We start from the raw sequence: 25107 nt of genomic DNA, 5'->3' as shown, positions 1-25107 counted from the left end.
TCCGCTCTTCGCGAAATTGTCCGGTAAAACCCTTTGCCGCCAGAGATTGCGGCGCTAGATTTGCACGCGTGGAATCCGGGGGTAGAGACCACGTGCCTGTGTTGAACAAACATTACCGGCGATATGGCTTCGAAAGCGATCTTGAGAAAGCTCTCAATCGCGTCGACTTCTTTCGTATTTTCCATACGATGGCGCTGCGCTACGGCTTCGAGCATTTCGGGGTGCTGCAGCTCGCCAACGAACACGAGACCAGCATGCTTTCGAGCCGCCTCGTGCTGCACGACCTGCCGGCCGGCCTTGCCGAGACCTACGACAAGCGCCACCGCATCAACGATTCCGCGATCTTCAAGAGCTTCTACAAGTCGACGATCTCGACCGTGTGGCTCGGCACCGACGCGCCGGAAAACGGCGCTGCGGGCGTCGACTTCCTTGACCAGATCGGCTTCGACATGGCGCTCGCCATTCCCGTGCACTCCATCGCCGGCACGCGCTATGTCGTGCTCTTCCTTGGCGACGGCGAGGACATCGGACGCACCGAACATCTGGAGATCGCCTACGAGGCGAACTGCGCCTTCGACTATTTCTACCGCCAAGTGCTCGCCAACAAGGCCGGCATGGGCCTGACGCCGCGCGAGACGGAAATCCTGCGCTGGATCTCCTACGGCAAGACGGCGAGCGAGATCGCCCTCATCGTCTCGGTTTCCGAGCATACGGTAAACTCGCACACCGCAACGATCCTCAAGAAGCTCGACGTGGTGAACCGCACGCAGATGGTCGCCAAGGCGATCCGCGAGCAGATTATTCAATGACGCTCATAAAACAGCTGCGCCCTGCCACCGATAGCAGAGTTAGGGACTTGTTAATGGCCGCGGTCTGGATGAGAGTAACGGCGGTTTTTCGAGGCCGGCAGCCTCTTTGATGCAACCAGGTTCAGCTACGGCCATGACAGCAAAAGTGCATATCCTGCTCGTCGATGACGATCCTGCGGAAAACGTCATCCTCAGCGCGCTGATGCGCAAGGTCGCAAGCTATGCGATCACGCTCGACTATGTGGAAACGGTGGAAGGCGCGCTCGATTTCATCCGCTCGTCCGGCGTGCCGCTCGACATGATCCTGATGGACAACCGGTTGCAGCCGCAGGCGGATTTTCGCGAGACGGTGCCGGAGCTCCGGCGCGTTGGCTATATCGGCCCTATCGGCGTCATCTCGTCGTCGATCAACGACGCCTATTTCCAGAAGATCGACGATTACGGCGTCGACTTCCGCATCGACAAGGCCGAGCTCGATCCGACGGCCATCGAATTCATTCTGCAGGAATATGTAAAGCGCGACGTCAGCGCCGGGGAATGAACCCGGCGCCATTTGTCGGGCGCCGGTCGGTCAGGCAGCGGGCTGCTGGACGAAGGCCGTTTCCAGGCCGAGAAGCATGCCGATCTGCGGGCGTGCCTTGACGAGATCGTCGATCGTGTACTGCTGAAGCACTTCGAAGAAGGCGTTCAGCGCTTTGCGCAGCGCCGAGTTCAGGCCACAGCTATCGACCAGCGGGCACTCGACCTCGCCGGCCTCGAAACATTCGGCCATGGCGAAGGAATCTTCCGTCACCCGCACGACGTCGAACAGGGTGATCTCGCTTGCGGGCTTGGGCAGGCGCACGCCGCCGTTGCGGCCGCGCACGGTCTCGATGATGCCGGCCCTCGTCAAAGGCTGGAGGATCTTGAACAGAAAAAGTTCCGAGACACCATAGGCCTTGGCGATTTCCGGAATACGGCTGAGCTTTCCACCATTCGCCGCGCAGTACATCAACATGCGCACGGCATAGTTGGTTTGTTTCGTCAAACGCATCGGGAACTCCGAATCCGGGTTTTGATAGGCACCACATATAGGGCAGATCGTCGTTTAGAACAATTCCAAAAACGCGCAATTTCAGAAAAGCGGAAAATCACAATCATGTTATGCCAGTGGTGACATGGTTGACTGCGAGGGGCAAGCCGCTAAACACGACTTTAGCAGTTAAGAATAAATGCACTCAGGAGGACACAATGCCACTGCTCAAGAACGCCCTCACCGCCCTCACGCTTTCCACCGCCGCCCTGGCACTTGCGCTGCCCGCGCATGCGGAGGGTGAAGTCAACATCTATTCCTATCGCCAGCCGGACCTGATCAAGCCGCTGCTCGATGCGTTCACCAAGGAAACCGGCATCACCGCCAACGTGCTGTTCCTCGACAAGGGCCTTGTCGAGCGCATCCAGGCGGAAGGCGCGAACTCGCCGGCCGACGTCATCTTCACGGTCGATATCGCGCGCCTGACCGAAGCCAAGGACGGCGGCGTGACGCAGCCTGTCGTGAGCGACGTCATCAACAAGGACATCCCGGCGCAGTATCGCGATCCGGACGGCAACTGGTTCGGCCTCACCACGCGCTCGCGCGTCGTCTACGCTTCGAAGGACCGCGTCGCCCAGAACGAAATCACCTATGAAGAGCTTGCCGACCCGAAGTGGAAGGGCAAGATCTGCACCCGTGACGGCCAGCATTCCTACAATATCGGCCTGACCGCCTCGATGATCGCCCATCACGGCGAAGCGAAGGCCGAAGAATGGCTGACGGGCCTGAAGAACAACCTCGCCAAGAAGCCGGACGGCGGCGACCGCGACCAGGCCAAGGCGATCCTCGCCGGCGAATGCGACCTGGCACTCGGCAACTCCTACTATGTCGGCCTGATGCTGACCAACGAGAAGGAGCCGGAGCAGAAGGACTGGGCCGCCGCCATCAAGGTGCTCTTCCCGAACGCCGGCGACCGCGGCAGCCACGTCAACGTCTCCGGCATGGCGCTCGCCAAGAACGCCCCGAACAAGGACAATGCGCTGAAGCTGATGGAATTCCTGTCGGCCGGCACCGCGCAGCAGATCTATGCCGAGCAGGTCTACGAATATCCGGTCCTGCCGGGTGCCGAGCCCTCCGACGTGGTGAAGTCCTTCGGCACGCTGAAGGCTGACGAACTGCCGCTCGTCGACATCGCGGCCAACCGCAAGAAGGCATCCGAGCTGGTCGACAAGATCGGCTACAACGACGGCCCGTCGCAGTAAGCCACGGCTTTAAAGCACTCAAAGGAAACGGCGGCCGATGGCCGCCGTTTTCATTTCATTGCAGGTCCGGGTCCGACTGGCCGGAAATGATCCGGCTATAGTCGATGATGTCCTTCTTGCGTTGCGGCGTGCCCGGATGGGTGGAGAGGATGTTGGTATCCCCCTTGTCGCCGAGCTTTTCCTCCAGCAGGCCGAAGAAGCGGGCGATCGCCGTCGGGTCGTAGCCGGCCTTGGCCATCAGCTCCACCGACCGCCGGTCGGCCTCGGCTTCGGCGCTGCGCGAATAGGACAGCGCCAGCAGGCCGCCGCCCTGCACCAGCACGTCCTCGACGCTAGAGCCGACATCGCCGGCGATCAGCATGATGAGGCCGGTCATGCCGGCGGCGCGGTAGAATTGCCGCAGGCTGTGCTCCAGCTCGACATGGCCGATCTCGTGCGCCAGCACGCCGACGATCATCTCGGTGTCGCCGGCCGCCAGCTCGACGAGCTGGTCGGTGATGACCAGCGTGCCATCCGGCAGCGCGAAGGCGTTCGGGCCAATCAGGCCGCCATCGCGGAAATTGAGGTTGTAGGCACCGGCACCGCGCGGCGACTGCGCGGCGATGCGTGCAAAGCCGTCTGCGATTTCCTTGCGGCGTGTTTCAGCAAGTTTCGTCGGCGAGAAGGTCGTCTGGTCGAGTGCTTCGAGCGTGCCCTGCGCCATCAGCTGCGGCACGATCGGCGGGGTCGTCAGGATCGCGACTTCGACAAGGGCCGGCACGCCCCAGCGATAGACCGCGCCGCCAAGCAGGAAGGCGGCAAGAACGATGAGAATGAGGCGGAGCTTGAACTGCTCCAGCCAGTGCACGATGCCGGCACCGCCCTTGCCGCGCGCGGCGAGATAACGGTCGATGCCGTCATTGTCCCAGGTCTCGAAGACCGAGCCGTCCGGAAAGGTCACGCGGCGCGGGATGGCGCCGACGCGGCTGGAAATCTCCACCCAGGAGAGGCCGGCACCGGCAAGAGGCTTTTCGCCCCCGGCCGGCACGGCGACGATCTCGCCGGCCCGCTCGACGAGGCGCGCCTCGACCGAGCGGCTGGAACCGGCGGGGTGCCAATCACCGCCGGCGATGGCAACATTCTCAGAAGCCAAAATCGAACCCTTCGAAGTCCATGAACTCGGAACCGACGGCCGACCCCTGGGCCTCGATCCGGCTGAACAGCTCGCCGATATCGCCCGTGAAGGTGATGCCGGTGTGCTCCCAGGTATAACGCGCCATGCGCACCGCCGCCCAGGGCCGCATCAGGCCGAAGGTCAGGATGGTGATCAGGACGTTGGAAATGGCGATCCAGGTGTAGCGGGTGCGCGAGACATCGCTCATCAGCCGGTGCTGGCCATCGAAGGTCGTGGCGGAATAGGCGATGTTGCGCACGCCCGCGCGGTAGAACAGGCCGGCAATGCCGAAGGTGGCAAAGAGCGTGATATAGGCGATCGTGCCCGCGATGAAGAGCGGGATCTGCTGCTCCGGCGTCAGCGCGCCGGGCGTCTCGATCATAGACAGGATGATCGGCAGGTTGAGGAAGGCCAAAAGCGCGATGATGCCGAGGCCGAGCACGACGATGAGCAGCGACAGGAGCCAGGACTTGTAGATCGCGCCGAGCTGCGGATCGGTATCGAAGGCCTTGCCGCCGTAGCGCAGGTTCGAGCCGACGTAACGCGAGACCCAGCGGCTGGCGAGCGGCGTCAGGATGCCGATGGTGATGACGGCGAGCAGGCTGCCGAGGATGAAGGCCTTGAAGGCGCCACCGGCACCGCCGACGAAATCGAAGCGCACGTTGCGGTAGCTCGTGACGCGCGCGGAGAAGCGCAGGCCCTTGGCAACGAGCCACGGCAGCGCGATCAGCACGACGAGGGTGGGCAGCAGCACCAGGATCGGCACAAGGGCTGCGATCACGTTGAGCACGACGAAACCGCCGAGAACGATGAGGCGGCCGATGAGGATCTGCAGGCCCTTGGCATGGTATTCGAAGGACCGGCCAAGCAGCACGGTATTGCCGTAGAAGTATCGATTGCGGCGCACCTTCGCCCAGGCCGAATAAATGCCGAGCGTGATGATCGTCAGCAGCACATTGACGATCCAGATGCCGAAATATTCAGACGCCCTGCCGGTGAACGTAATCCGGTGAAAGCCGCTCGCCTGTGCGGCGGGCTGCGCAGATGCTGCGAATGACATATTGTTTGCCCCTTCCAAATGCATAGAACACGAGGGCTTAACGGGCCGGGCTAGCCGGCTATTCTTCGCAAAGCACAAAAAATCGGCAATGCAAAAAGGGCCCCCGAAACGGGAGCCCCTTCAATTCCATCAGTGCGGAAGCATCACTTCATCGTCGGCATGACGAATTCGGCGCCGTCCTTGATGCCCGACGGCCAGCGGCTGGTGATCGTCTTGGTGCGGGTCCAGAACTTGATCGAGTCCGTGCCGTGCTGGTTGAGATCGCCGAAGGACGAGGACTTCCAGCCGCCGAAGGAGTGGTAGGCAAGCGGAACCGGGATCGGAACGTTGACGCCGACCATGCCGATGTTGATGCGGCTGGCGAAGTCGCGGGCAGCATCGCCGTCACGGGTGTAGATCGCGACGCCATTGCCGTATTCGTGCTTCATCGGCAGGTCGAGGGCTTCCTCGTAGTTCTTGGCACGGACGACGGAGAGGACCGGGCCGAAGATTTCGGTCTTGTAGATTTCCATGTCCGGCGTGACGTTGTCGAACAGGCAGCCGCCGACGAAATAGCCGTCTTCATAACCCTGGAGCTTGAAGCCGCGGCCGTCGACGACGAGGTTGGCGCCTTCTTCCACGCCCTTGTCGATGAGGCTCAGGATGCGGGCCTGGGCTTCCTTGGTGACGACCGGACCCATGTCGGCCTTGTCATCGGTATAGGGGCCGATGCGCAGGCTCTCGATCATCGGCGTCAGCTTTTCGATCAGCCGGTTGGCGGTTTCCTCGCCAACGGGGACGGCAACCGAGATCGCCATGCAGCGCTCGCCGGCCGAGCCGTAGCCAGCGCCCATGAGGGCGTTGGCGGCCTGGTCGAGGTCGGCATCGGGCATGATGATCATGTGGTTCTTCGCGCCGCCGAAGCACTGGGCGCGCTTGCCGTTCGCGGCGGCCGTGCCATAGACGTAGCGGGCGATCGGCGTGGAGCCGACGAAGGAAACGGCGGCGATATCCGGATGCGCCAGGATGCCGTCGACCGCGCCCTTGTCGCCGTTGACGACGTTGAGGATGCCGGCCGGAAGGCCCGCTTCGATCATCAGTTCGGCAAGGCGGATCGGCAGGGACGGATCACGCTCGGAAGGCTTCAGGATGAAGGCGTTGCCGCAGGCGATGGCGGGCGCGAACATCCACATCGGGATCATGCCCGGGAAGTTGAAGGGCGTGATGCCGGCGCCGATGCCGACCGGCTGGCGGATCGAATACATGTCGATGTTCGGGCCGGCGCCTTCGGTGAATTCGCTCTTGGAAAGGTGCGGGATGCCGATGACGAATTCGCAGACTTCCAGGCCGCGGATAACGTCGCCCTTCGAATCCTCGACCGTCTTGCCGTGCTCGCGGGAGATCAGAACGGCCAATTCGTCCATGTTCTGGTTCAGAAGCTCGACGAACTTCATGAAGACGCGGGCGCGGCGCTGCGGGTTGGTGGCGGCCCACTTCGGCTGCGCGGAAAGCGCGCTGTCGATTGCGGCCTGCAGGTCGGCATCGTTGGCAAGTGCCACCGTCGCCTGGACTTCGCCCGTCGCCGGGTTGAAGACGTTCGCGGTGCGGCCGCTGGTGCCGGCGACCTTCTTGCCGTGGATGAAATGGCCGATCTCGTACATGGGGAGCTCCTCCGTTGTTGTGAGAGGATCATCGCACTTCAATTTGCACAACTCAATCACCTCATATAAGGAACCGTTGTGCAAAAATTGAAGTCGGAGGCCGGTATGAACTGGGATGACGCACGCATGTTCCTCGCGGTTGCCCGCACCGGCCAGATCCTCGCCGCCTCCCGCCGCCTCGGCGTCAACCATGCAACACTCAGCCGGCGTGTCAGCGCGCTGGAGGAAGCACTGAAGACGCGCCTCCTGATCCGCCGCACCAATGGCTGCGACCTCACGGCGGAAGGCGAGGTTTTTTTGCGCGCGGCCGAGCGGATGGAGACGGAAATGCTGGCGGCGCAGGCGAGCATCGGCCGTATCGACACCGCCGTCGCCGGCACCGTGCGCGTCGGCGCGCCGGATGGTTTTGGCGTTTCCTTTCTGGCACCGCGGCTCGGGCGGCTGACGGCGCGGCATCCGGAACTGAAGATCCAACTCGTGCCGGTGCCGCGCTCCTTCTCGCTGTCGCAGCGCGAGGCGGATATCGCGATCACGCTGGAGCGGCCGGAACAGGGCCGCCTCGTCTCCTCGAAGCTCACGGACTATACGCTCGGGCTCTATGCCTCGCGCGACTACCTTGCGGAACACGGCACGCCGGAGACCGTCGAGGACTTGAAGGCGCATCGACGGGTCGGCTATGTGGAAGACCTGATCTTCACGGCCTCGCTCAACTTCACCGGCGAGATCATGCGCAGCTGGGATGCGAGCTTCGAGATTTCCAGCGCGACGGGCCAGACGGAAGCCGTGCGCTCCGGCGCCGGCATCGGCATCCTGCACGATTATATCGCCCGGCAGTACGGCGAACTCGTCCGCCTGCTGCCCGCCAACGCGATCCGCCGCGCCTACTGGACGACCTGGCACGAGAGCGCGCGGGATCTCGTGCGCGTTCGCACCGTTGCGGAATTCGTGCAGGAACTCGTGCGGCAGGAGCACGAGATCTTTCTCTGAGGCTTACTCGCCGGGCAGCGGCACCAGCGCCCTTTTCGCCCGCGCGCTCACCGCTGCCTCTTCCACCGGCTTTTCGACAACCGCCACTTTCACCTTTTCCTGCGTGGCCTCGCCCGGCAGGGGAACGCGCACGGCATTGCGGATGATGGCCGGCTCCTCCGCCCGCTTCTCCTCCACCACGCGACGTTTTGGCCTGCGGACCTCGACATCATCCTCGACGGTCGCCACGGGCTCGGCGCGGGTGAGCACCGGTTGGCTGCGGCCATAACCGCTGCCGCCGGCATAGCTCAGCATGTCGAACGTATCGCGCGTCACCGGCTTCAGCCGCATGCCGGCCATCAGCGATGCGATGCGTTCCTGCGGCATGGTGGGATGGCAGAAGCGCAGGCGCACCTGCGCAGAATAATTGCCGGCCCCGATCCGGCCCATCGCCGTTTCGCGCACCGGCGAGACGCGCTTTGCGAACTGCCAGGCGTAGAGGCAGCTTCCGGATTTCCCGAGCGGGCCGGTGGCATAGCCGTAGATGCCGTGCATGTTCTGGCCGGGTGCGGCATCGATCGTCATGGCGACGCCGGGCAATGCCTGGCGCATTTCCGCAAGGATGGCGCGGCGTGTCGGCGCGCGCAGGAAGGTGACGCCTTCGGACGGCGTGCCGATGCGCACGGTGAGCACATTTTCGCCGGCGGATACTGTGGCGTTGGAATAGACGATCGCCTGCTCGAAGAACTCGCCGCGCACGGTCTGACGCACGCTTTCGATGCGGCCGGAGATCGACGGTAGATAGGCGGCCGCGAATTCCGGAGACACTTCTGTCGAGATCGGCGGCGCATCCGGCCGGATGGCACCCGTTTCGAGGAACGGGTCGTGCACCGCGGTGCAGCCGGCGGCGAGGAACGGAAGTGCGGCGAGAAGCAGCCAGCGCATGAAAAACCTATCGGGTGGGGTAATCGGAGGAGATGGCGAGGCCGCGCGCGGCCGCCGGGTCATAAAGATGCGTGTTCAGCCGGGCGAAGACGGCCTGCGCCTCCGCACGATGGCCGAGATGGTAATGCGCCCAGCCGCGAAGCTGGCTGAGATCGGCGGGTTCGGCGACAAGGCCTGCGCGCGCGTTCAGTGCATCGAGCACGCGCTGGTACTGCTTGTGATCGAAGGCCGAGCGGGCGCGCTGGAAGTAGATTTCGGCCCGCACTTCACGGTCCCGCTTTTCCGACAGCGCATACATGCCGATCATCGCCTCGGCATCATCCGTCAGGCGGCCGCGCAGCAGGGTGAGTGCGGCGCCATAGGCGGCATCGGCCTGCATGCGGCTGTTGCCAAGCGCCGCCTCGAAGGCGTTGCGCGCATCGGCAAGCCGGTTCAGCCCGAGATGGCACCAGCCCTTGATGAGCATGGCATCCGAGGACACCGCGCCGCGCGCTTCCATCGCGGAAATGTCCTCGATGCAGGCGCTGAACCGCTTCGCCTTGAAATGCGCAAGATAGCCGTTGCCGCCGCCCGTGGAGGCGACCGGCATGTCGATGGCAATGCTGCGGCGGCCCTTCGGCGGGGTCGCGACCTTTATCTCCGCCCAGATATCCGGGTAGATGTCGCGATATTCGCCTTCGAGCGCCGCATAGTCCTTTTTCTCGCCGAGCCGCAGCAAGCTGAGCGCCAGGCCCTTGACCCGCACCGGCGCGCTTTCCCAATCGATCGACTTTGCGAACCAGGCTTTCGACGCCTCGTACTGGCGGGAATTATAGGCGTACCAGGCGAGGATTTCGGCATGGTCGGCATTCGACGTCGCGAGGATGGCGTTGCTGTAGGCCGTGACGGTCTTCACGTCCGCATCCGGCTGGTCGGGCTTGGAAAAGCGCAGCGACAGCGCGTTCATCAGGAATTCCGGATCGCCCGAAAGGTCCTCCAGATACTGTTCCGCGACGGCGTAGGCCTCGTCCTGCTTGTTCTGCGCGGCAAGCGAGAGATAGAGGCCCTTGGCATCGTTCTCATCGCGATGCTTGACGAGCGCCGCCTTGAACCAGCGCTCGGCGCTTTCCGGCGCCTTCAGCTTCAGATCATACCAGCCGAGCAGCGCGAGGTCTTCCGGGCGGTCGCCCTTCTCGGCAGCCAGACGCAGCTTGCCGACTTCGCCTTCGCCGATCGGCGTCTGGCGCTTCTCGTCGGCATTGAAATCGGCGACCTCCTTGCGGGTCAGGTCCAGCTCGACGGGCTGCAGGCCGGCCTGGAGCAGAGGCGAGGTCGCAAGCAGGCCCATCGCCTTGCGCACGTCCCCGGCCGAGAAATCTCGCGTCGATTTCTGCAGGGTCGTCAGGAGCTGCTGATCCGGCAGGCGCTTGTCGCCTTCACGGAAGAGCAGGCCGCGATAGACATTGGTCAGCGCATCCTTGGCGCCGGTCTGCGCATAGGCATCGAGCAGCATCCAGACGAGATCGACTTCCGTTTCGGTCGACGGATCGAGCGTCTTGGCGGCTTCAATGACGCCCATCCAGTCCTTGCGGGCGGTGGCGGCCATCATGTCGACGCGCTGCTTGCGGCGGGCGAGCTTGCCGGAAAAATCCTCGCTCGGGCGCCATTCCGGGTTTTCCGACTGGCGGCGGCCGATCTCGGCATCGATGCCGAGGAAGTCGTTCTTCTCGTAGAGCGCCCAGAGCGTGCTTTCATCCACCTGCCGGGCGGCCGGCGAATAGACGTCGGCGGGCACGACGAAATCCGGATATTTCAGCCGCAGCCGGTTCGTCTCGGCCTCCAGCCGATCCTGCTGCTTCTGCTCGGCATAATAATAGAGGGCAGCAAGCTCGACCTCACCGGGGCCGGCTTTCGTTTCGCCGGCCAGCGCGGAGGAGCCAAGCAACAGGGGGACAAGGAAAATCGCTCTCATCGGTCGGACCTCACGCCCTTGCTCGGCACCGTGATGCCGAGCCAGACGGCGAAGATGCCGAGGCAGGCGAGCACGAGCAGCACGTAGATCTGGAAATTGTCGGAGAACCAGGCGGCCGCGACGCGGCGCAGGTTGCCGGGGCTGCGATCCTGGAGATCGGCGATGTAGCGCTCCGCCGCCGGCAGGCTGACGAGCGACAGGCTCGCCGTCTCGATGGTGGCGGTGCCGCCATCGAGGTCGCGCCAGATGGCGGGCTCGACAAGCCGGTTCACGCCCGCCTCGATATCGCGCGGCGCGCTCGCCTTGATCACCGTCCAGGTGGAGAGGCCATCGGGCGAGCGCATCTGCGAGAGCGTTACGAGCGAATCTGCGCCATGCGGTGCGACGCGCGCGGCGTCGTCCCCCTGGTAGCTCAGCCAGCGGCCGAAGCTCTTCGTGGCGGCGGACAGCCAGAGCTGTGCACGCGAACCGAAGGACAGGTCGCCCTCGCCGGCCGCCGTCGAATTGTGGAAGGCTTGCAGCAGGTCCGCGGTCTCGTTGCCGGTGGCGGTGTCGGAGACCGATGCGGTGACGACCGGATCGGGTTCCAGCAGGGCCGCGACGGAGGCGCTGATATCCGTTTCGCTCGGGAAGGATGCCTTGTCGGTGGCGCCGAGTTCGGCGAAATCGTTCTGCGACGAGACGACGAGCGCATCGCGGCCGGTGCCTTCCGTGGGCGTGCCGATGGCGATCTTCGCGGTCAGCGGCGCACGGGCGGAAAGGGTCAGGCGCGACAGCAGGGTGAGGCCGGCGCCGACCGACTGGCTGTCCGCCCGGTCGATGACGAGATCGAAGGGCTTGCCGCCGCCATAGGGATAGGCCTTGCCGGCGAGCGCCGCGAGATCGGGAAGCCGGCCGACCCGGGCCAGTGCCGGAACCTCGATTGCCGTCGTGTCGAGCAGGATGAAACGCGGCTTGCCGTCGTCGCGCTCCTCCGGCCGGCAGGCGGCATCGGCTGTGACCGGCAATTCGGCGAGCAGTTCGACGCGGTTGACGCCGGGGCGGAAGGCGCGCAGCGGCAGTTCGATGCGCTTTCCGTCGAACTGTTCACCCTCGCGATTGCGGAACGGATAGCTCTTCACGACCTTGTCGTTGACGCGCACGAGGAGCTGGGCGGTTTGGTCGAGGCCCGGCGAGGTGGCGGCATGCAGGCGCAGGTCGAGCGTCGCATATTCGGCCGCGTAGAAATCCGCCGGCATTTCGACGGCGAAATCGTTGCGCGACAGGCGGCCGGAGAAGACGCGGGTCTCATAGCCCGCTTCCTTCAGCATGCGCCGTTCGCCGGCATCGACCGTGAGCACACCCCTGCCCTTCTCGAAGATGCCGGACTTCAGACCATCGGCGAGTGGCCCCTTCACGGCGGCGAGCACGGCCGCATTCACGTCGTTGAGATTGGCGGCGCGCAGGACGACGGTCGCCCGGTCCGCCGTGGCGCCGGACTGGACGGAAAGACCGCGAGGCGCGCTCGAAAGGCCGAGCTTGGACAGCGTTGCGGCGCCGCCGCGGTCCATCGCCATCACGAGATCGATGCCCGGGCCGGTGCCCGGCCTATCCGCAACCGACACGCTCACATCATCCCGGTTCAGGAAGAGGATGAGCGATTGCAGGACGGGCGCGACCTCATTCAGCGCTTCGGCACTCAGGGCGCCGGGAACGACGATACGGACATCCGTGCGATGCGCCGTATTGCGGCGGACGGCCAGCAGGCTGTCGAAATCGGCAAAGCCTGCCGACTGGCTGGTGGCAAAGCCGCTCGATGCCGGATCGAGCTTCGTCCAGAGTTCATAGGTCGCATCGAGCGAGCAATCCACCCGATGATGCTGCCGGGCGCGCAGACGCACGACATTGCGGCCGGCCTTGAGGAATTCGGAGGCGACGGCGATCTTCTCCGTCAGCGTGCCGTTCGGCGAGGCGATGGCGAAGCTGCCGACGTCCCGGCCGTTGACCTCGACATCCATTTTCGCCGTATCGGGCAGCACGGAGACAGCGTTGATATAGGCGAGGTTCAGCGTGCCGCCGGCGGAGACCTGCGGGCCATCCAGCGCGAAGGTGAAGGTCGCGACATCGTCTTCGCCGGCGAGCGTATAGGTGTCGGCCGATTGCTCGAAGGGCACGAGGGTCTTGTCCGCCGTCTGCTCGACCTTCTTTGTCTCGACGGGTTCGGGAAGCAGGCCGCCGGACAGCGCCGTGCCTTCGAGCAGCGGCTTGACGCTGTCGGCCACCAGCCCTTCCGCCCGGCCGGCACCGGCCGAGGCGACGAGGAGCGAAAGGCCCAGCATTGCGAGGAGAGATGTCTTAGCCATAGGCCTGGGTTCCTGTGAGGACCGGCGGCAGCTCGACGGCGCGGCCGGGGATCTGGGCATTGTTTTCCTTCACCACGATGGGGGCATCGGCGAAGGATTTGACGGCGCTTTCGCGGATGAGGCCGGCTGAATATTGCAGGGCGCGCAACGTCTCGCGGACGCTCCAGAGCGCGAAGCGCGAGGTGCCCCAGAAGAAGCTGCGGCGCACCTGCCGGCGCACGAGCCGTTCCTGGAGGACCGCCTGGTCGGAGAACATCAACTCGGCGATCGCCATGAAGGTCTCCGGCGTGCGCTCCTTGTAGGCGAAGCCGTAGATGGCGCCCTCGCCGGCCGTGCGGCTGGAGCGGCAGATCACGTCGAAGGCGATGATCTGGCCGGCGCGGCGAAGCTGGATCGTCGCTTCGAGCGGCGTTTCGAGATCGATTTCCGGCGCCTTTTCGACGAACTCCACCGAGATGCCGCCGGACGACGCATCCTGGATGATGATGTTGTTGAGCTTGCCGTCGATCTTCATCAGCGCATGGCGCTTGACCGGCAGACGCTGGTTGCGGCGCAGCTCACGGCGTTCGGCGACGACGCCGAGGGCCGCACCGGCAAGGCCGAGATTGATGAGGTTCCAGCCGGCGACGATCGTCAAAAGCTCGGTCGCGACCGGCTCCGTCAGGAAGCGGTAGCCGGAATAAAGCGCGGCGGCCAGGAGCACGAAGAAGATGATGAAATAGGGCCGCGCCAGCGGCGAAAGCATGCTGCGGTCGAGCGTCTGGCCCTTGGCGGTGACGTTGAAGGTGGGCTTGCGCGGATTGCGGATCACGCTGAGGATCGAGCCGAAGAGCAGTACCGACTGGACATATTCATAGAGTTCGGAAACCCAGGGCCAGCGCACGCGGCCGTAAAGGTAACTCTGCATGGCGAAGGAGCCGATGAGATAGGTCACCGCATAGGAGGCGAATTCGAGGATGTTCGCCTGGTAGATTTCCAGCGAGAAGAAGATGTAGAGCAGCGGCGAGAAGACGAAGGCGAGCCGCGACAGCGGGAACAGCCAGAACAGGTTGATGCCGGCATAGCAGATGCGCTGGGCGAGCGTCAGGCCCTTGGCGAGGAACGGCCGGTTGAGGATGAGGATCTGCAACATGCCCTGGCACCAGCGGGCGCGCTGGCCGATGAAGGACACGAAGGTCTCCGGCTGGAGACCGGCGATCAGCGGCTTGTCGACGTAAATGCTGTGCCAGCCCTTGGAATGCAGCGCCAGCGCCGTCTCGCAATCTTCGGTGATCGACTGGCCGGAAAAACCATTCACCGACGCCAGCGCCGAGCGCCGCAGCACCGCCGCCGAGCCGCAGAAGAACGAGGCGTTCCACTTGTCGAGCCCGCGTTGCAGGATCGAATAGAACATCTCGTTTTCGGACGGCATGCGCGCGAAGGTCTGGAGGTTCTTCTCCAGCGGATCGGGATTCAGGAAATAGTGCGGCGTCTGGACGAGGAACAGCTTTTTATCTTCGCGGAAGAAGCCGACCGTCTCGCGCAGGAATTCGCGCACCGGCGCATGGTCGGCGTCGAAGACGACGACGAGTTCGCCGTTCGAGACCTTGAGGCCCTCGTTGAGGTTGCCGGCCTTGGCGTGGTCATTCTGCTTGCGGGCGTGGTAGTGCACGCCGAGCGAGGCGCAGAGCGCCTTCAGCTGCTCGTGGCGGCGGATCGCGGCGATCGCGATGCGCGGGTCCTTGTGGTTGCGCTTGGCCTCCGTGCCGCCGTCGTCCAGCAGGTAGACGTTCAGCTTGTCCTTCGGATAGAGCAGCGATTTTGCCGCGGCGAGCGTGCCGGCGAGCAGTTCGGGCTCCTCATTGTAGGACGGGATGAAGACGTCGACGGTGGGCAGGCTTGCGGCCTCGCCCGGCTCCGGAGTTTTGCGCTTCAGCGGATCGGCCAGCATGAAGAAGCTGATCGCCAGCATGGCGAGGCAGTACATCTCGGCCAGATACAGGATCAGGCCGGGGATGAAGTTGAGCGGCTCGTAGATGCTCGGCAGCGTTTCCGTCGTGCGCCAGAACGCGTAGCGCATGGCGAGGATGCCGGCAAAGGTGAAGGTGACGAGCCGGAAGGTGGTGTTGGCCGGGCGCGTCATCGCCAGGAACATCACGCCGAGCACGGCGAAGGAGAGAATAAGCTGGGCCTGAAGGCTGATCGGCAGCCAGAGAAGGAACAGCCCGAACATGCCAGCGGGAACCGCCAGCCACTTGACGCACGTCATGTGCATATGAAAACCCCATTTGCATCGCGGCAGCGCGTCATGCGGACCGGTTCCACACAGGAACAGGTCAGACCCTAGGGTTCAGTGGTCAACGGATTCCTAATACAGTGCCAAATCGGGACTGCGGTCAAAAGCGTGGTAAATGAAGGGTTTACGACCCTCTAGGAATGAGCCGGCGCCTGCGATTTCGCAACGATGAGGATGCCGACGAGGGACACCGCCAGGCCCACCGCCATCGCCCAGGACAGCGGCTCGCCGAACATCAGCCAAGCCCAGATCATCGTCACCGGCGGACTGAGATAGAGGATGGCCGTGACCCGCGCGGGAGAGGATTTCTGGAGCGCCAGATAATAGAGGCTCCAGGCGGCGAAGGTGGCGATGAAGACCAGCCAAAGAATACCGCCGATGAAGCCGACATCGAGAACCGGCAGCACGCCACCTTCGTGCCAGGCGAGCACGGCGAAGATCGCGGCCGCCGACAGGCACTGGATGCACAGGCTCTGGTAGACCGGCATGGCGCTCGACGCGCTACGCTTCTGCAAGAGCGTTGCCAGCGCCAGCGACAGGGTGCCCAGCACGGGAAGGCCATAGGCCCAGAGCGGCACGTTGCCGATGTCCAACGACCAGCCGGACGCGATGATCACGCCGGCAAGCCCGATGAACGAGCCGACCCACTGCCGGGCGGTGAGCGCCTGCCCGAGAATGGGCCAGGACAGGAAGGCGACGGCAAGCGGCAGCATGTCGGTGATGAGGGCGACGAGGCCGGTCGGCACGCCGAAAGAAATCGCCAGCGCAAAGCCTGACAGGTAGCCGGCCATGGCGAGCGCGCCGAGCAGCATGTGCAAGGCGATGTCTTTGCCGCGGATTTTCGGTCCCATCATCAGGGCGAAGGGCAGCAGCACCAGCCCGGAGACGAGGCTGCGCCAAAGCAGGATGAGGAAGATCGGTGCGTGATCGTGTGCAAAGCGAACGCCGATGAAGCCGGCGCTCCAGCTCACGACCAGCGCCACTTCGAGAAGCACGAGGACAAGGATCGCCCATAGGCGTGTGGCCGAGCGCGGCACTGTCGCGAGGTCCGCGGCGCTCATAGGCTGTCCATGACCGAAATGGCGATCCTGCGCGCCGCTTTCAGCCGCCCGTCATGCCCATCGAGCCCTGCACGCGCCATCGCGCCTTCGAGCACGAAGGAGAGATGTTCCGCCGTCTCATCGATCGCGGCACCACCGTCAGGCTTCATTTCGGTCAGATATTGCCGGAAGAGCTGCTCGACCTCCTCCTTCTGCAAGGCGGCCGTCGCCCGGCCGGGATCGGCGATGGACAGTTCGGCGGCGGCGTTCAGAAGCCCGCAGCCGCGAAAACCCCAGCCATAGGCGAGTTCGGCATGGTCGACATAGGAATCGAAGACCGCCAGCAGGCGCTCGCGCGGCGAGACGGCGCTGGCGAGCCGCTGGCGATACAACTCGTGCCACTCCGCCAGCCGCGCATCGAGATAGGCCTTCACCAGCTCGGACTTGGAGGAGAAATTGTTGTAGAGGCTCATCTTCGCGACGCCGGCATGGGCCGTGATCGTATCGATCCCCGTCGCCCCTACCCCGTCCCGATAGAACAGTTCCGCAGCCGCCTTCAGCAGCCGTTCCCGCGCCGGCACTCTTTCGGTCATCGCGCACCTCGATTCAATATGTAGACCGATCTACCTATTTTCTTCGCGAGTCAAGCGACGGCCACGCAAAAGGGCGCAGAAATCATCCACGCCCGGAACCGATCAAATTTTGAAGAGTGAAAATGGTACGGTTGGGGGGTCTCGAACCTCCGACCTCAGGTGCCACAAACCTGCGCTCTAACCAACTGAGCTACAACCGCACTTCAGAAAATCGCGCCATATATCATTCTGATTGCGATTAAGTATCTGTCAAATATTGCTTTTTTGCATTCCCGCGATCTCGCCTCGTTGGTCCAACCATCGAAACCCCGAGAATTCGGGCTTTCCTTTCGGCGTTGTCAACACTGGACAAATGTTATGGCGATGTTATGAAAAGCGCCTAACACGCAGGAGCATAAGAATGGCAGCGACCCCATCATTCCCAGCTGACATCACCACGGGTTGGATGAAGCGCTTTCTGGCTGACCCGTTTTCCGCAGGGGATCGGATTTACTCGGACAGCATTTCGGAAAGGAAAGCGCTCGAGCTTCGAGTCATCGGCAAGCGGGCGGCTTGGGTGAGTCGATACAAGGGCAGCACGACCATCGGATACGCGGCGGTGGCTAAGGGCATGACTGAAACCCGCCTTATTACTCCTCAGGAAGCACGTAACCTGAACGAGATTGTTCGCGCCCTAAGGGATCGGGACCCCGAAATCGTGAAGCCGTTCCTCGCCAACTACTACAGCGTGTTCGATGTTTACGGACGTCGCGATGCCCGTAAGGCGTTGGAAGCCGCGGAGAAGGGCCTTGCACGCGCTCGCGGCGAGGAAGCGCACGCGGCTGCCTGGACCCTCCAGCAGGCCGTCGACAATTGGATCGAAAGAAGGTCAAGACCAGACAACAAGAAGCCTATCAAGGATACCTATGCCGCCGAGGTGCGGACGGTTTTTGGCCGTGACGAGTTCGTCGATGTTATCGGGCTCCCTATCACCAAATTGACTTCGAAGATCGCTGAAGACATCCGTGACGACGTACGGGAGAACTCCGGCGTCTCGGGTGTTTCCATGGCGAAGAAGGCCGTTCGCGGCTTTCGCACCGTCCTTGGTTACACGTATCAACATCATCGGGGCCAGTCCGGAATGGAGCAGCACCAACCCTGGTGGCTAATGCTGACCGAGGACAGCGTCATGAACGCTCGAGATCGACAGCCCACCATCGACGAGATCGGCAAGGTCCTGGCCCTCGGCGAGTATTTTCTCGACCATCGTCTACCTGGACGCACTGGCGTACAGCACGGAGTTCGGGACAACGTGTTCTCGGCATTCGTCTGGATCATGATCACATCGCAGCGCGTAACAGCGGCGCTCGCCCTCCAGCACGAGGATGTCCAGCCCTGGACGGCGAAGGGCGAAGAAGGCTGGTTTCAGGCGATGTGGCGAGACGGGGTCATGAAGAACAGGAAGCGCTTCGTCCTTCCTATCCCTCCCCGTGCCGCCGACGTACTGACGCACTTCATGCTCAAGTCAAAACACATTGGTTCGAAGTGGGCATTCCCCTCCGAGGATGGCGATGACGCACAGATCGACAGAAATGCTCCCCGTCTATTCCTCCAGCGGCTCGCGGCCCGGGATGACAGAGCAAAGGACGACCCGAACGCTGTCGATCTCCTCGCACTAAACGGCATTGAGTACTGGTCACCCCACGATGTCAGGCGGGCATTGACGACGGCGATGGAGACATGGGGTATTCCGGGCGGAGCGTCTGTTGTCTTGTCACATACGATCGATCTCGGCGAACCGGACAAGAAGATGACCGATGCGCAGTTTGAGGTCTGGGCACGAAACAGAGTCGCGAAGATCACGGGTGAAAGCTATGGCGATATTCAGCACATGAAGCTCAAGGGCGAAGCGATGCTCCTGTGGAGCAATGCCGTCATCGACGCCTGGGAAAAATGGCGCGCTCAACCCATCTTCGTCGACAAAGACAAGAAAGTCATCGTGGCGGACGAAGTCGAGAAAATGGCCGCCTGATTAGGGGCGGCCTGTCCACAGCTCGGCGAACCGGGGTCGGAGTTCTTCGTACGCGTCCGCCGACCAGTGCGGGGTTAGCCGCGCGCCCTCGACGTACCGTTTGATCAACGCCTCGACTTCTCCGCGCAGCGCCCCGGGGACCGCGACGTCTAGCGGCAGGCACGCCGCGTTGAATTTCACGGAGTACCAGACGTACTCGCCCGCGGCTCCGACGAAGTCATGAATATCATGCTGCATGCCGCATTCCCTTTAATCCGCGCCGCCTCTGGCAGGCAGGGCATAAAGGCCGGCGGCCATCGGGGGCGTCTACGAGCCATCCTGGCTTACCGTCTACATGACATGCCCATGCGGAATACAAGCGCGCTTGAGACGTGATCTCGAGGACACGATCGAGGATATCGCTGTCATAGTCTCCAGCTTCGAAGGCCACGTCGACCTGGAGCATTCCCTGGCTGTCCTTGAACATCGCCCCCACGCGTAGACCCGGGTGTAGCGACTTGAGGTCTTGAATTACTTTTTCGGCGACGCCGAGCCAGCCCCCGCCGATTTCCACGAGCGGTGGCGACATGAACATGTCCGGGTGCGCGTGGACGATAACTTGTGACATGAGACTTTCCATTAGCTGCGAACTCCGATTGCCGACGTCGCTTCCAGCGCGCGGTCTGTGATCTCGCGGATCAGCTGCAGTCCCTCTGGACCGAGATGATCAGGCAGTAACGCGCAGTGGAAAGCCAAGTCGCCTTCGGCATCCGTTGCGATATCCGTCACGATACAAAATGCGCGGACATCGGGCGGCAAGCCCACGAACGCTTGCATCGCTTCGTGGATAGCGGGCATCCATGCTTCTGGAACGGCGACACGTGCCGACGGCATGATCATCGCTCCGTAGAGCGCGTTGAGGTCCTCCCCTGTCATCACGTCATCCCTTTCGTCAGCTCGGAAAATGTCCTCGGCGCATAGCCGACGTCGGCGCAGTCAACCCCGACGTCACGGCTACGGCCCTGCGGCGGCAGGTTTCCGTGTGAGTGGCCGTAGAAGTGGAAGGCCCCCTTGTGCGCCCCCGGCCAGACACGGTGCGCGTAGTGGCTCAGGTAGACGCGGTGGCCTTCGTCGGTCGTCTCGAGCGTCGCCGTCGGAGACGTCATCCAATCCAACCGCGCTAGCGTCGGGTGGATGACATTAGGGCGCTTGTAATCGTGGTTGCCGAGGATCAGGACCTTCGAACCCTTGAGACGAGCGAAGATGTTACGGACACGATCCTCGTCGCCGAGGTTCATGCTGAAATCGCCGAGGTGATAGACGATGTCGCTGTCGCCAACGACGGCGTTCCACGCGTCGATAAGAGCCTCGTCCATGGCTTCCACAGACGGGAACGGGCGGCCTGGGTGGGTGAGCATGAGGTCGTGGCCAAAATGGTGGTCGGCCGAATAGAACTTACGGCGGAAATAGGACATCGTGACTCCTGCGAATAGATAGCGGTGGCGGCCCTTGCGGGCGGTCAGTCGGCTACGGCTATTCGCAGTGCGGTCATGTGTTTCGGCTCCAGAACTCTGAGGCTGTTGTGCCGGGCACCGAGTCTGCAGTCAACAACCTGCCCGCGTGTCCGGTTAATAGAGTGCGATCAATGATCAGAACGGTATGTCAGCGTCGTCGCAGTCAACGAAGTCCGTCGGCTCCGAGAACTCTGGCATGCCATAGTCATGGTCGTCGAAATGACCGGTCGCGAGGATATCGTCCTCGGCGGCGGTTTCGAAGACCTCAGGCTCAAGGACCTCAACGACCGCCGTCGCGGTCTTCCGCGGCTTCGCGACGCCGACGTCTTCGACCTTGCGGACCCCGCCCAGCTCCCTGAAATCGCGCTTGTTGAACCAATATTCGAGTATGTCGTCTGCCCCGAACTCATCGATCAACCGGATAAAGTCGCGACCGAAAATTCCAGCGAACGCCTGGTCCGGGTATGCAGCGGCGCCGTAGACGTCGAGACGCCACTTGTCTGCAACGTACCGAACAGGTGCGTCGAGAAGCGTTGCCGCCTGGCGGAACCGAACGATGGATGCGTCGCGGTTCCGTGGGATCGCCAGAACGCCCTTGTTCGCTTCGACGATCTCGAAGACGGCTTTGAGCGTCATCGTCTTGGGCTTCACTTCCGCCAGCTTCCGCGCTGCCGTACCGACCTCGATGCGGATATCTCCCTGGTGTTCGACGACGAACTTGACGTCGAAGCGGCGGCGCGGGCCGTCGATAGCGAGAAGATCGGCCTTCACCCGGGAGATCACACCCTCGAGAACATTGGCCTTCGTGCATTCCGGCATCTGCAGGCGCGCGCGGAATGCGTCACGGCTCTCGGCAACGCCAGAGCGACGGCTGTGATGCTTGCCAGCTTCATAGCAGAGCTTGAGATAGATCGCGGCGGTGAACTTGCTTTCGAAGCGCTGGATGGCGTTGAGGTCGATCCATGCGTAGTCGCGGCTCGCCAGGACGGCGTTGCGGAGGACGGTCGGGAGACGGAAAGTTACGGTATCCTTAGAGACTTCTACGGCCTCGAGCATTGGCATGGAAACCCGACCATGGGCGTCAGCCTGGTTCACGCGGATGGACATCGAGACGGTCGTCAGCTTCTGCATCGAAGCGATGATGCGCGCGCGCTGCGGGCTATCGAGATAGCCCTTCAGGGCCGTCATCGTGATCGTGTGGTTCTCGTCGGCAATACCCTGGAAGCGCGCCTCCGCGAAGAGCCTCCAGTAGATCGCAACGTCCTGAGCGTTCAGGGTTTTGATGTCGAACTGAATCGTCTCGATGACGACCCGCGGCACCTCGAATTTCGGCGACGTCTGCTCATTCGCGCGTACGGCCTCGACGGAGAAGTTCTTGGCCTTGATGCCTTTGCGGTCAGCGCCGCGGATGATCTTGCCGCCTGAGCGTTGCCAGATGTAGTTCGTCGAGACGCCCGACTTCGCAACAACTTCCAGGAAAGGGCCGCGCTTGCCATGAAGCTTGTGCTTCGGCTTGCCCATGTCTTCCAGCTGTGTCGGTTGTTGTAGTTCCAAGATCGCCTCCCCGTTCACACAAGGATTGCCGTCGGTGGAGCATCACGCAAGCACTATTTTCAAGTTTATCTATGAGACTGGCCAAGAACATCGTCCAGGGCTGAGAAGTCCGATAACCTTCGACGGTGGTATTAATTAAGGAGTCTGGGTTTCATTGTGCGCGCTGTATTCAATGGAATGAAGCCGAGTAGCGATAGCGCTTTGAAGCCAGGGGTTCGGATGAAACCAGATTCTGGTTTCAAGGGCTTCGCGAAGATTTTTGGCGTGGCGCTTCGCTTGTTCTTGTTTAGTCAGCATGCATATCGGCGAAGTCTGGAGCAAGCGGAAATCGAAGCGGTCGACAGCATTTAGCGGTAGCGCCAGACGATAGCAGGACTTAATTGCCTGGGTTCAGTATCCTGTCGACCTGGTTTCCCTGTTCATTGTGGTCAAGGAGCAGTCCTTTGTCGAAGAGGGCGAAGCCGTCGTTTCGGAGCGCGAAAAAATGCAAATCTACATGTAGATTTCTATTGTGCGGTGTTTCGCCGTCCGGCAACCTCATCATATAAACGCCGACGGGGAGAACGACATGGCGACTGACACGATGATCGAAGCGTTACTTGAGGACCCGGCACTGACCGCAATGGATGTCGCGATGTTGGCTCTCATGGTCAAAGACGATAGTACCCCGCCGAAGCCGAAATCAAAGCGCGGTCGGAAGACGCGGGAGGATCGTTCCGGGGAAACGCCGGAAGAACGCACCGCACGGAAGACACGGCATCAGCGTGATCGTCGCGCAGCCATAGCGCAGAAGTCAGCGGAAATGCAGACGGTGCTTAGGGATGCGGACACGACGCGCCAGGCATTGGCCGACGTTGCGATGATCCTCCTCCAGCGCGGCGGGGAAACGGCAAATGAGATCGAGCGTCTACTCGGAGACGTCTTCACATTCCAAGTCGGCGCTCCGATGTCGATCCGAGCGGAATGCGTCAACCGCTCGCTCAAGCCGAAGTACTTGGCGTATCCGGCGTTGAGCCGTGAAGCGCGCGTCCGTCGGATCAAACTCGCCATGCTTTGAGATGATGTGAGAATGGGGCACGGATGTCCCAAACTTGATTTAAGAAGACTTGCGGCGGCTGCGTATCTCGGCCGCAATTTTGCCGCTTGCATCGAAACGGCGTTTCATGGGTTTGAAACGGCGTTTGGGGAGATCGCGGGCATGCCAAAGGGATTCTACAAGACAACGGAACGCCAGCGGACGTCGGCTCAGCGCACCAGGGTCGGACGCAAGGCTGTCGGGAAGCCTCAACCGTCGGCGATAGACGAGGCGCTATCGGCGGCCGTCAAAGCGGCGCTGAGGTCTCTCAAAAAGGACGGCGACGGCGAGGCCCTCAAGTCCAGCCTGCTCAACCGTATTTTCGATTACGCTATCGACCACCTGGTCGAGGTCCGCACACTCGACCGCGAGCAGTCCCGGATCGCTCTGACTGCTCGGCTGATCAAGCGCCGTCGGTATGTCGCGTGACTTTGGGTTTCGGATGATGCTGGGGTCATCTTTTTTCTCCGACCCACGCTGACGGTCATCCCTGCCTTGCATTTCAGTGCGTTTATCCGATTTCCCCCCATTACTTCGCAAATGAGAATCGGCGTTACCCGGATAAACGGAGTTTCCCGATTTGACCGGTGCGGCCGCGTCACCACCATATCGCCAGGACTCTGCAATCGGCTGTAAGGGGTCCCTCGCCTAGTGACCGGTCCACCCGGAACGGGAGATATCAAAGGGGCGTCAAGTGAATTGGGAGGCTTCGGCTTCCCCATTGTTTTGTGCCTTGCATCTGTGCGCAGCGCGGCATTCCGATGTCCGTTTGTCAGGAGGACCCGGACGCTCTGCGGTGGCCGATTCTCGCTCGGCTCGAGCCGACCGGGGATAAGGAACGTGGTGCGCAACGCACTGGCAAGACGCTTTTTCAGGCCTGGACGGACGTCCACACGATTTGGGCGAACGTCCATGAAGAAATGCTCAAGAACGTCGTCCGCGATTTCCGCCGGCCGGCTTACGAACCTACTCTTGTGGACAGGATCATCGCGTCACCGAGGCGCGAGGGCCCAACATACACGCCGAAGTTCTGAGGGAGGGAAACATGGGCTACAACGCGAACGCTATCATCTTTTACGGTATGGATTTCTGGCGAGTCGACGAAGAGCCGCCGGAATTCCTCGATAGAGACGTCGATTTCGACGATATTGACGAGTGGCTGCTCGCCGCCGACGGTGTCGACCTGAGGAGCTTGGGATACCAGGCCATCGAAGACCTTAAAGCCAAGCTCCCCGGCGAACTCGTCCGCTATCAACACTACGACGTCACCTCTTACGCTCTCGCCGTCTGAGGCTCCGTGGTGGAGGCGGATCAATGGGAGTCAAACTTCTCCCGAAAGAGCATGACATCGATCCGTCGCTCGAACAGGAAGCAATGTCCTGGTCTGCCGACCGCGGAATCGACTAAGACTTCAAGTGGAGGTTCATCGCATTTCTGGGTGACTGAAAAATATACAAAGAAATATACAAAAAGGATTGCGTCATTCGGCCGATGACGCAACCATTTTCTTAGGAAGACATTCGCTCATTGGAGAGATTACTAGATGACTGAACTTATGATCGCATTGCAGAACGAGAAAAGCCCTTCGGTAATCTTTGATGTCATCCGGGAACGCCAGCAGCAACTGTCTCAGAAACTGGATTTTTCGAGCCGCGAATTCACGAAGGCGTTCATCGCGCAACTGAGCCGAGATGAACTCGAGGACTTTGCTATGATCCGGTTCTTTCACGAAACAGTGTCGCGCTCGTGGCAGTTCCTTCCTAGCAATGAGGCTAACCGCTCCTCTGCGATAGATCAGTTGATGAAAGCCAGGATCGGAGACTGCAGCACTGAGAGGTTCGCTCAGCTACTCGCGTACAAAGCAGTCGGCCAGCTCCCGGGTGATATCGCCATAGCCGCCTGAGCACCCCGTTCACCAAGATTTCG

24 protein-coding genes and 1 tRNA gene are annotated in these 25107 nt (G+C 62.1%); 9 read left to right on the top strand and 16 right to left on the bottom strand.

Features of this window, described 5'->3' with window-relative positions; translation table 11 throughout:
• Positions 1–92: 92 nt before the first annotated feature.
• Both J2Y63_RS20975 and J2Y63_RS20970 read left to right on the top strand, forming a co-directional pair.
• Entirely contained in the window at positions 93–809 is a 717-nt protein-coding gene (locus J2Y63_RS20975) for a LuxR C-terminal-related transcriptional regulator (RefSeq protein ID WP_435267663.1), read from the top strand.
• A gap of 133 nt (positions 810–942) precedes the next feature.
• Positions 943–1350: a response regulator gene (locus J2Y63_RS20970; protein ID WP_256120667.1), complete on the top strand. Its 408-nt coding sequence runs from the start codon at positions 943–945 to the stop codon at positions 1348–1350.
• 30 nt (positions 1351–1380) lie between these two features.
• Here the strand turns inward: J2Y63_RS20970 and rirA are convergent, their stop codons facing one another.
• A complete protein-coding gene (rirA, locus tag J2Y63_RS20965) occupies positions 1381–1842 on the bottom strand; it encodes an iron-responsive transcriptional regulator RirA (RefSeq protein WP_256120668.1) in 462 nt (153 codons plus the stop codon).
• A 197-nt stretch (positions 1843–2039) separates the two neighbouring features.
• Between rirA and J2Y63_RS20960 the strand changes: the two genes are divergently transcribed.
• Positions 2040–3083: a Fe(3+) ABC transporter substrate-binding protein gene (locus J2Y63_RS20960; RefSeq protein ID WP_435267662.1), complete on the top strand. Its 1044-nt coding sequence runs from the start codon at positions 2040–2042 to the stop codon at positions 3081–3083.
• A gap of 55 nt (positions 3084–3138) precedes the next feature.
• Here the strand turns inward: J2Y63_RS20960 and J2Y63_RS20955 are convergent, their stop codons facing one another.
• From J2Y63_RS20955 to J2Y63_RS20945, 3 genes are all read right to left on the bottom strand, one after another.
• On the bottom strand, positions 3139–4215 hold the full coding sequence (locus tag J2Y63_RS20955; RefSeq protein WP_435267661.1) for a M48 family metallopeptidase: 1077 nt from the start codon (positions 4213–4215) through the stop codon (positions 3139–3141).
• Positions 4205–5296, bottom strand: coding sequence for a YjgN family protein (locus tag J2Y63_RS20950; protein ID WP_435267660.1), 1092 nt, complete (start codon positions 5294–5296; stop codon positions 4205–4207). The genes J2Y63_RS20955 and J2Y63_RS20950 overlap by 11 nt, the downstream gene beginning before the upstream one ends.
• A gap of 143 nt (positions 5297–5439) precedes the next feature.
• A complete protein-coding gene (locus J2Y63_RS20945) occupies positions 5440–6936 on the bottom strand; it encodes a CoA-acylating methylmalonate-semialdehyde dehydrogenase (RefSeq protein WP_130516252.1) in 1497 nt (498 codons plus the stop codon).
• 105 nt (positions 6937–7041) lie between these two features.
• Here J2Y63_RS20945 and J2Y63_RS20940 point away from each other — a divergent pair, with 105 nt between their 5' ends.
• The gene (locus J2Y63_RS20940; RefSeq protein WP_327506294.1) at positions 7042–7923 is read left to right on the top strand and encodes a LysR family transcriptional regulator; all 882 of its coding nucleotides are present in this window, start codon (positions 7042–7044) and stop codon (positions 7921–7923) included.
• A gap of 3 nt (positions 7924–7926) precedes the next feature.
• Here J2Y63_RS20940 and bcsN read toward each other — a convergent pair whose 3' ends face one another.
• The 7 genes from bcsN to J2Y63_RS20905 form a co-directional block, all read right to left on the bottom strand.
• Entirely contained in the window at positions 7927–8847 is a 921-nt protein-coding gene (gene bcsN / locus J2Y63_RS20935; protein WP_435267659.1) for a cellulose biosynthesis protein BcsN, read from the bottom strand.
• 7 nt (positions 8848–8854) lie between these two features.
• Entirely contained in the window at positions 8855–10798 is a 1944-nt protein-coding gene (locus J2Y63_RS20930; RefSeq protein WP_435267658.1) for a bacterial transcriptional activator domain-containing protein, read from the bottom strand.
• A complete protein-coding gene (locus J2Y63_RS20925; RefSeq protein ID WP_435267657.1) occupies positions 10795–13140 on the bottom strand; it encodes a cellulose biosynthesis cyclic di-GMP-binding regulatory protein BcsB in 2346 nt (781 codons plus the stop codon). The genes J2Y63_RS20930 and J2Y63_RS20925 overlap by 4 nt, the downstream gene beginning before the upstream one ends.
• Positions 13133–15394, bottom strand: coding sequence for a UDP-forming cellulose synthase catalytic subunit (gene bcsA / locus J2Y63_RS20920; RefSeq protein WP_435267656.1), 2262 nt, complete (start codon positions 15392–15394; stop codon positions 13133–13135). The genes J2Y63_RS20925 and bcsA overlap by 8 nt, the downstream gene beginning before the upstream one ends.
• Before the next feature lie 155 nt (positions 15395–15549).
• The gene (locus J2Y63_RS20915; RefSeq protein WP_435267655.1) at positions 15550–16476 is read right to left on the bottom strand and encodes a DMT family transporter; all 927 of its coding nucleotides are present in this window, start codon (positions 16474–16476) and stop codon (positions 15550–15552) included.
• Complete coding sequence (locus J2Y63_RS20910) at positions 16473–17048, bottom strand: TetR/AcrR family transcriptional regulator (RefSeq protein WP_435267654.1); 576 nt, start codon at positions 17046–17048, stop codon at positions 16473–16475. Before J2Y63_RS20910 ends, J2Y63_RS20915 begins: the two co-directional genes overlap by 4 nt.
• Before the next feature lie 123 nt (positions 17049–17171).
• Positions 17172–17248 (bottom strand) — tRNA-His (locus tag J2Y63_RS20905).
• 200 nt (positions 17249–17448) lie between these two features.
• Here J2Y63_RS20905 and J2Y63_RS20900 point away from each other — a divergent pair.
• Entirely contained in the window at positions 17449–19059 is a 1611-nt protein-coding gene (locus tag J2Y63_RS20900) for a hypothetical protein (protein WP_435267653.1), read from the top strand.
• On the opposite strand, the gene J2Y63_RS20895 is transcribed toward J2Y63_RS20900, so the two are convergent.
• From J2Y63_RS20895 to J2Y63_RS20875, 5 genes are all read right to left on the bottom strand, one after another.
• Complete coding sequence (locus tag J2Y63_RS20895) at positions 19060–19296, bottom strand: hypothetical protein (RefSeq protein ID WP_435267652.1); 237 nt, start codon at positions 19294–19296, stop codon at positions 19060–19062. It abuts the gene before it with no gap.
• Positions 19286–19666: a hypothetical protein gene (locus J2Y63_RS20890; RefSeq protein ID WP_435267651.1), complete on the bottom strand. Its 381-nt coding sequence runs from the start codon at positions 19664–19666 to the stop codon at positions 19286–19288. Before J2Y63_RS20890 ends, J2Y63_RS20895 begins: the two co-directional genes overlap by 11 nt.
• A gap of 11 nt (positions 19667–19677) precedes the next feature.
• Positions 19678–19974: a hypothetical protein gene (locus J2Y63_RS20885; RefSeq protein WP_435267650.1), complete on the bottom strand. Its 297-nt coding sequence runs from the start codon at positions 19972–19974 to the stop codon at positions 19678–19680.
• A complete protein-coding gene (locus J2Y63_RS20880; RefSeq protein ID WP_435267649.1) occupies positions 19974–20513 on the bottom strand; it encodes a hypothetical protein in 540 nt (179 codons plus the stop codon). The genes J2Y63_RS20885 and J2Y63_RS20880 overlap by 1 nt, the downstream gene beginning before the upstream one ends.
• A 174-nt stretch (positions 20514–20687) precedes the next feature.
• A complete protein-coding gene (locus tag J2Y63_RS20875) occupies positions 20688–22106 on the bottom strand; it encodes a hypothetical protein (protein ID WP_435267648.1) in 1419 nt (472 codons plus the stop codon).
• A 568-nt stretch (positions 22107–22674) separates the two neighbouring features.
• On the opposite strand from J2Y63_RS20875, the gene J2Y63_RS20870 reads away from it, so the two are divergent.
• From J2Y63_RS20870 to J2Y63_RS20855, 4 genes are all read left to right on the top strand, one after another.
• Positions 22675–23163 carry a hypothetical protein gene (locus J2Y63_RS20870; protein ID WP_435267647.1) on the top strand — a complete coding sequence of 163 codons (489 nt, stop codon included), beginning with the start codon at positions 22675–22677 and terminating at the stop codon, positions 23161–23163.
• Positions 23164–23304: 141 nt separating this feature from the next.
• Positions 23305–23610 carry a hypothetical protein gene (locus J2Y63_RS20865; RefSeq protein WP_435267646.1) on the top strand — a complete coding sequence of 102 codons (306 nt, stop codon included), beginning with the start codon at positions 23305–23307 and terminating at the stop codon, positions 23608–23610.
• Between the two features lie 616 nt (positions 23611–24226).
• Positions 24227–24472, top strand: a complete 246-nt coding sequence (locus tag J2Y63_RS20860; protein WP_435267645.1) for a hypothetical protein — start codon at positions 24227–24229, stop codon at positions 24470–24472.
• A gap of 252 nt (positions 24473–24724) precedes the next feature.
• The gene (locus tag J2Y63_RS20855) at positions 24725–25084 is read left to right on the top strand and encodes a hypothetical protein (protein WP_435267644.1); all 360 of its coding nucleotides are present in this window, start codon (positions 24725–24727) and stop codon (positions 25082–25084) included.
• The last annotated feature ends 23 nt before the right edge of the window (positions 25085–25107 follow it).

The organism is Shinella sp. BE166 (genome assembly GCF_051201095.1).
Taxonomy (GTDB): domain Bacteria; phylum Pseudomonadota; class Alphaproteobacteria; order Rhizobiales; family Rhizobiaceae; genus Shinella; species Shinella lacus.
Note: the sequence above shows the minus strand (reverse complement) of the source record. Positions and strands in the feature narration are given on the sequence as shown.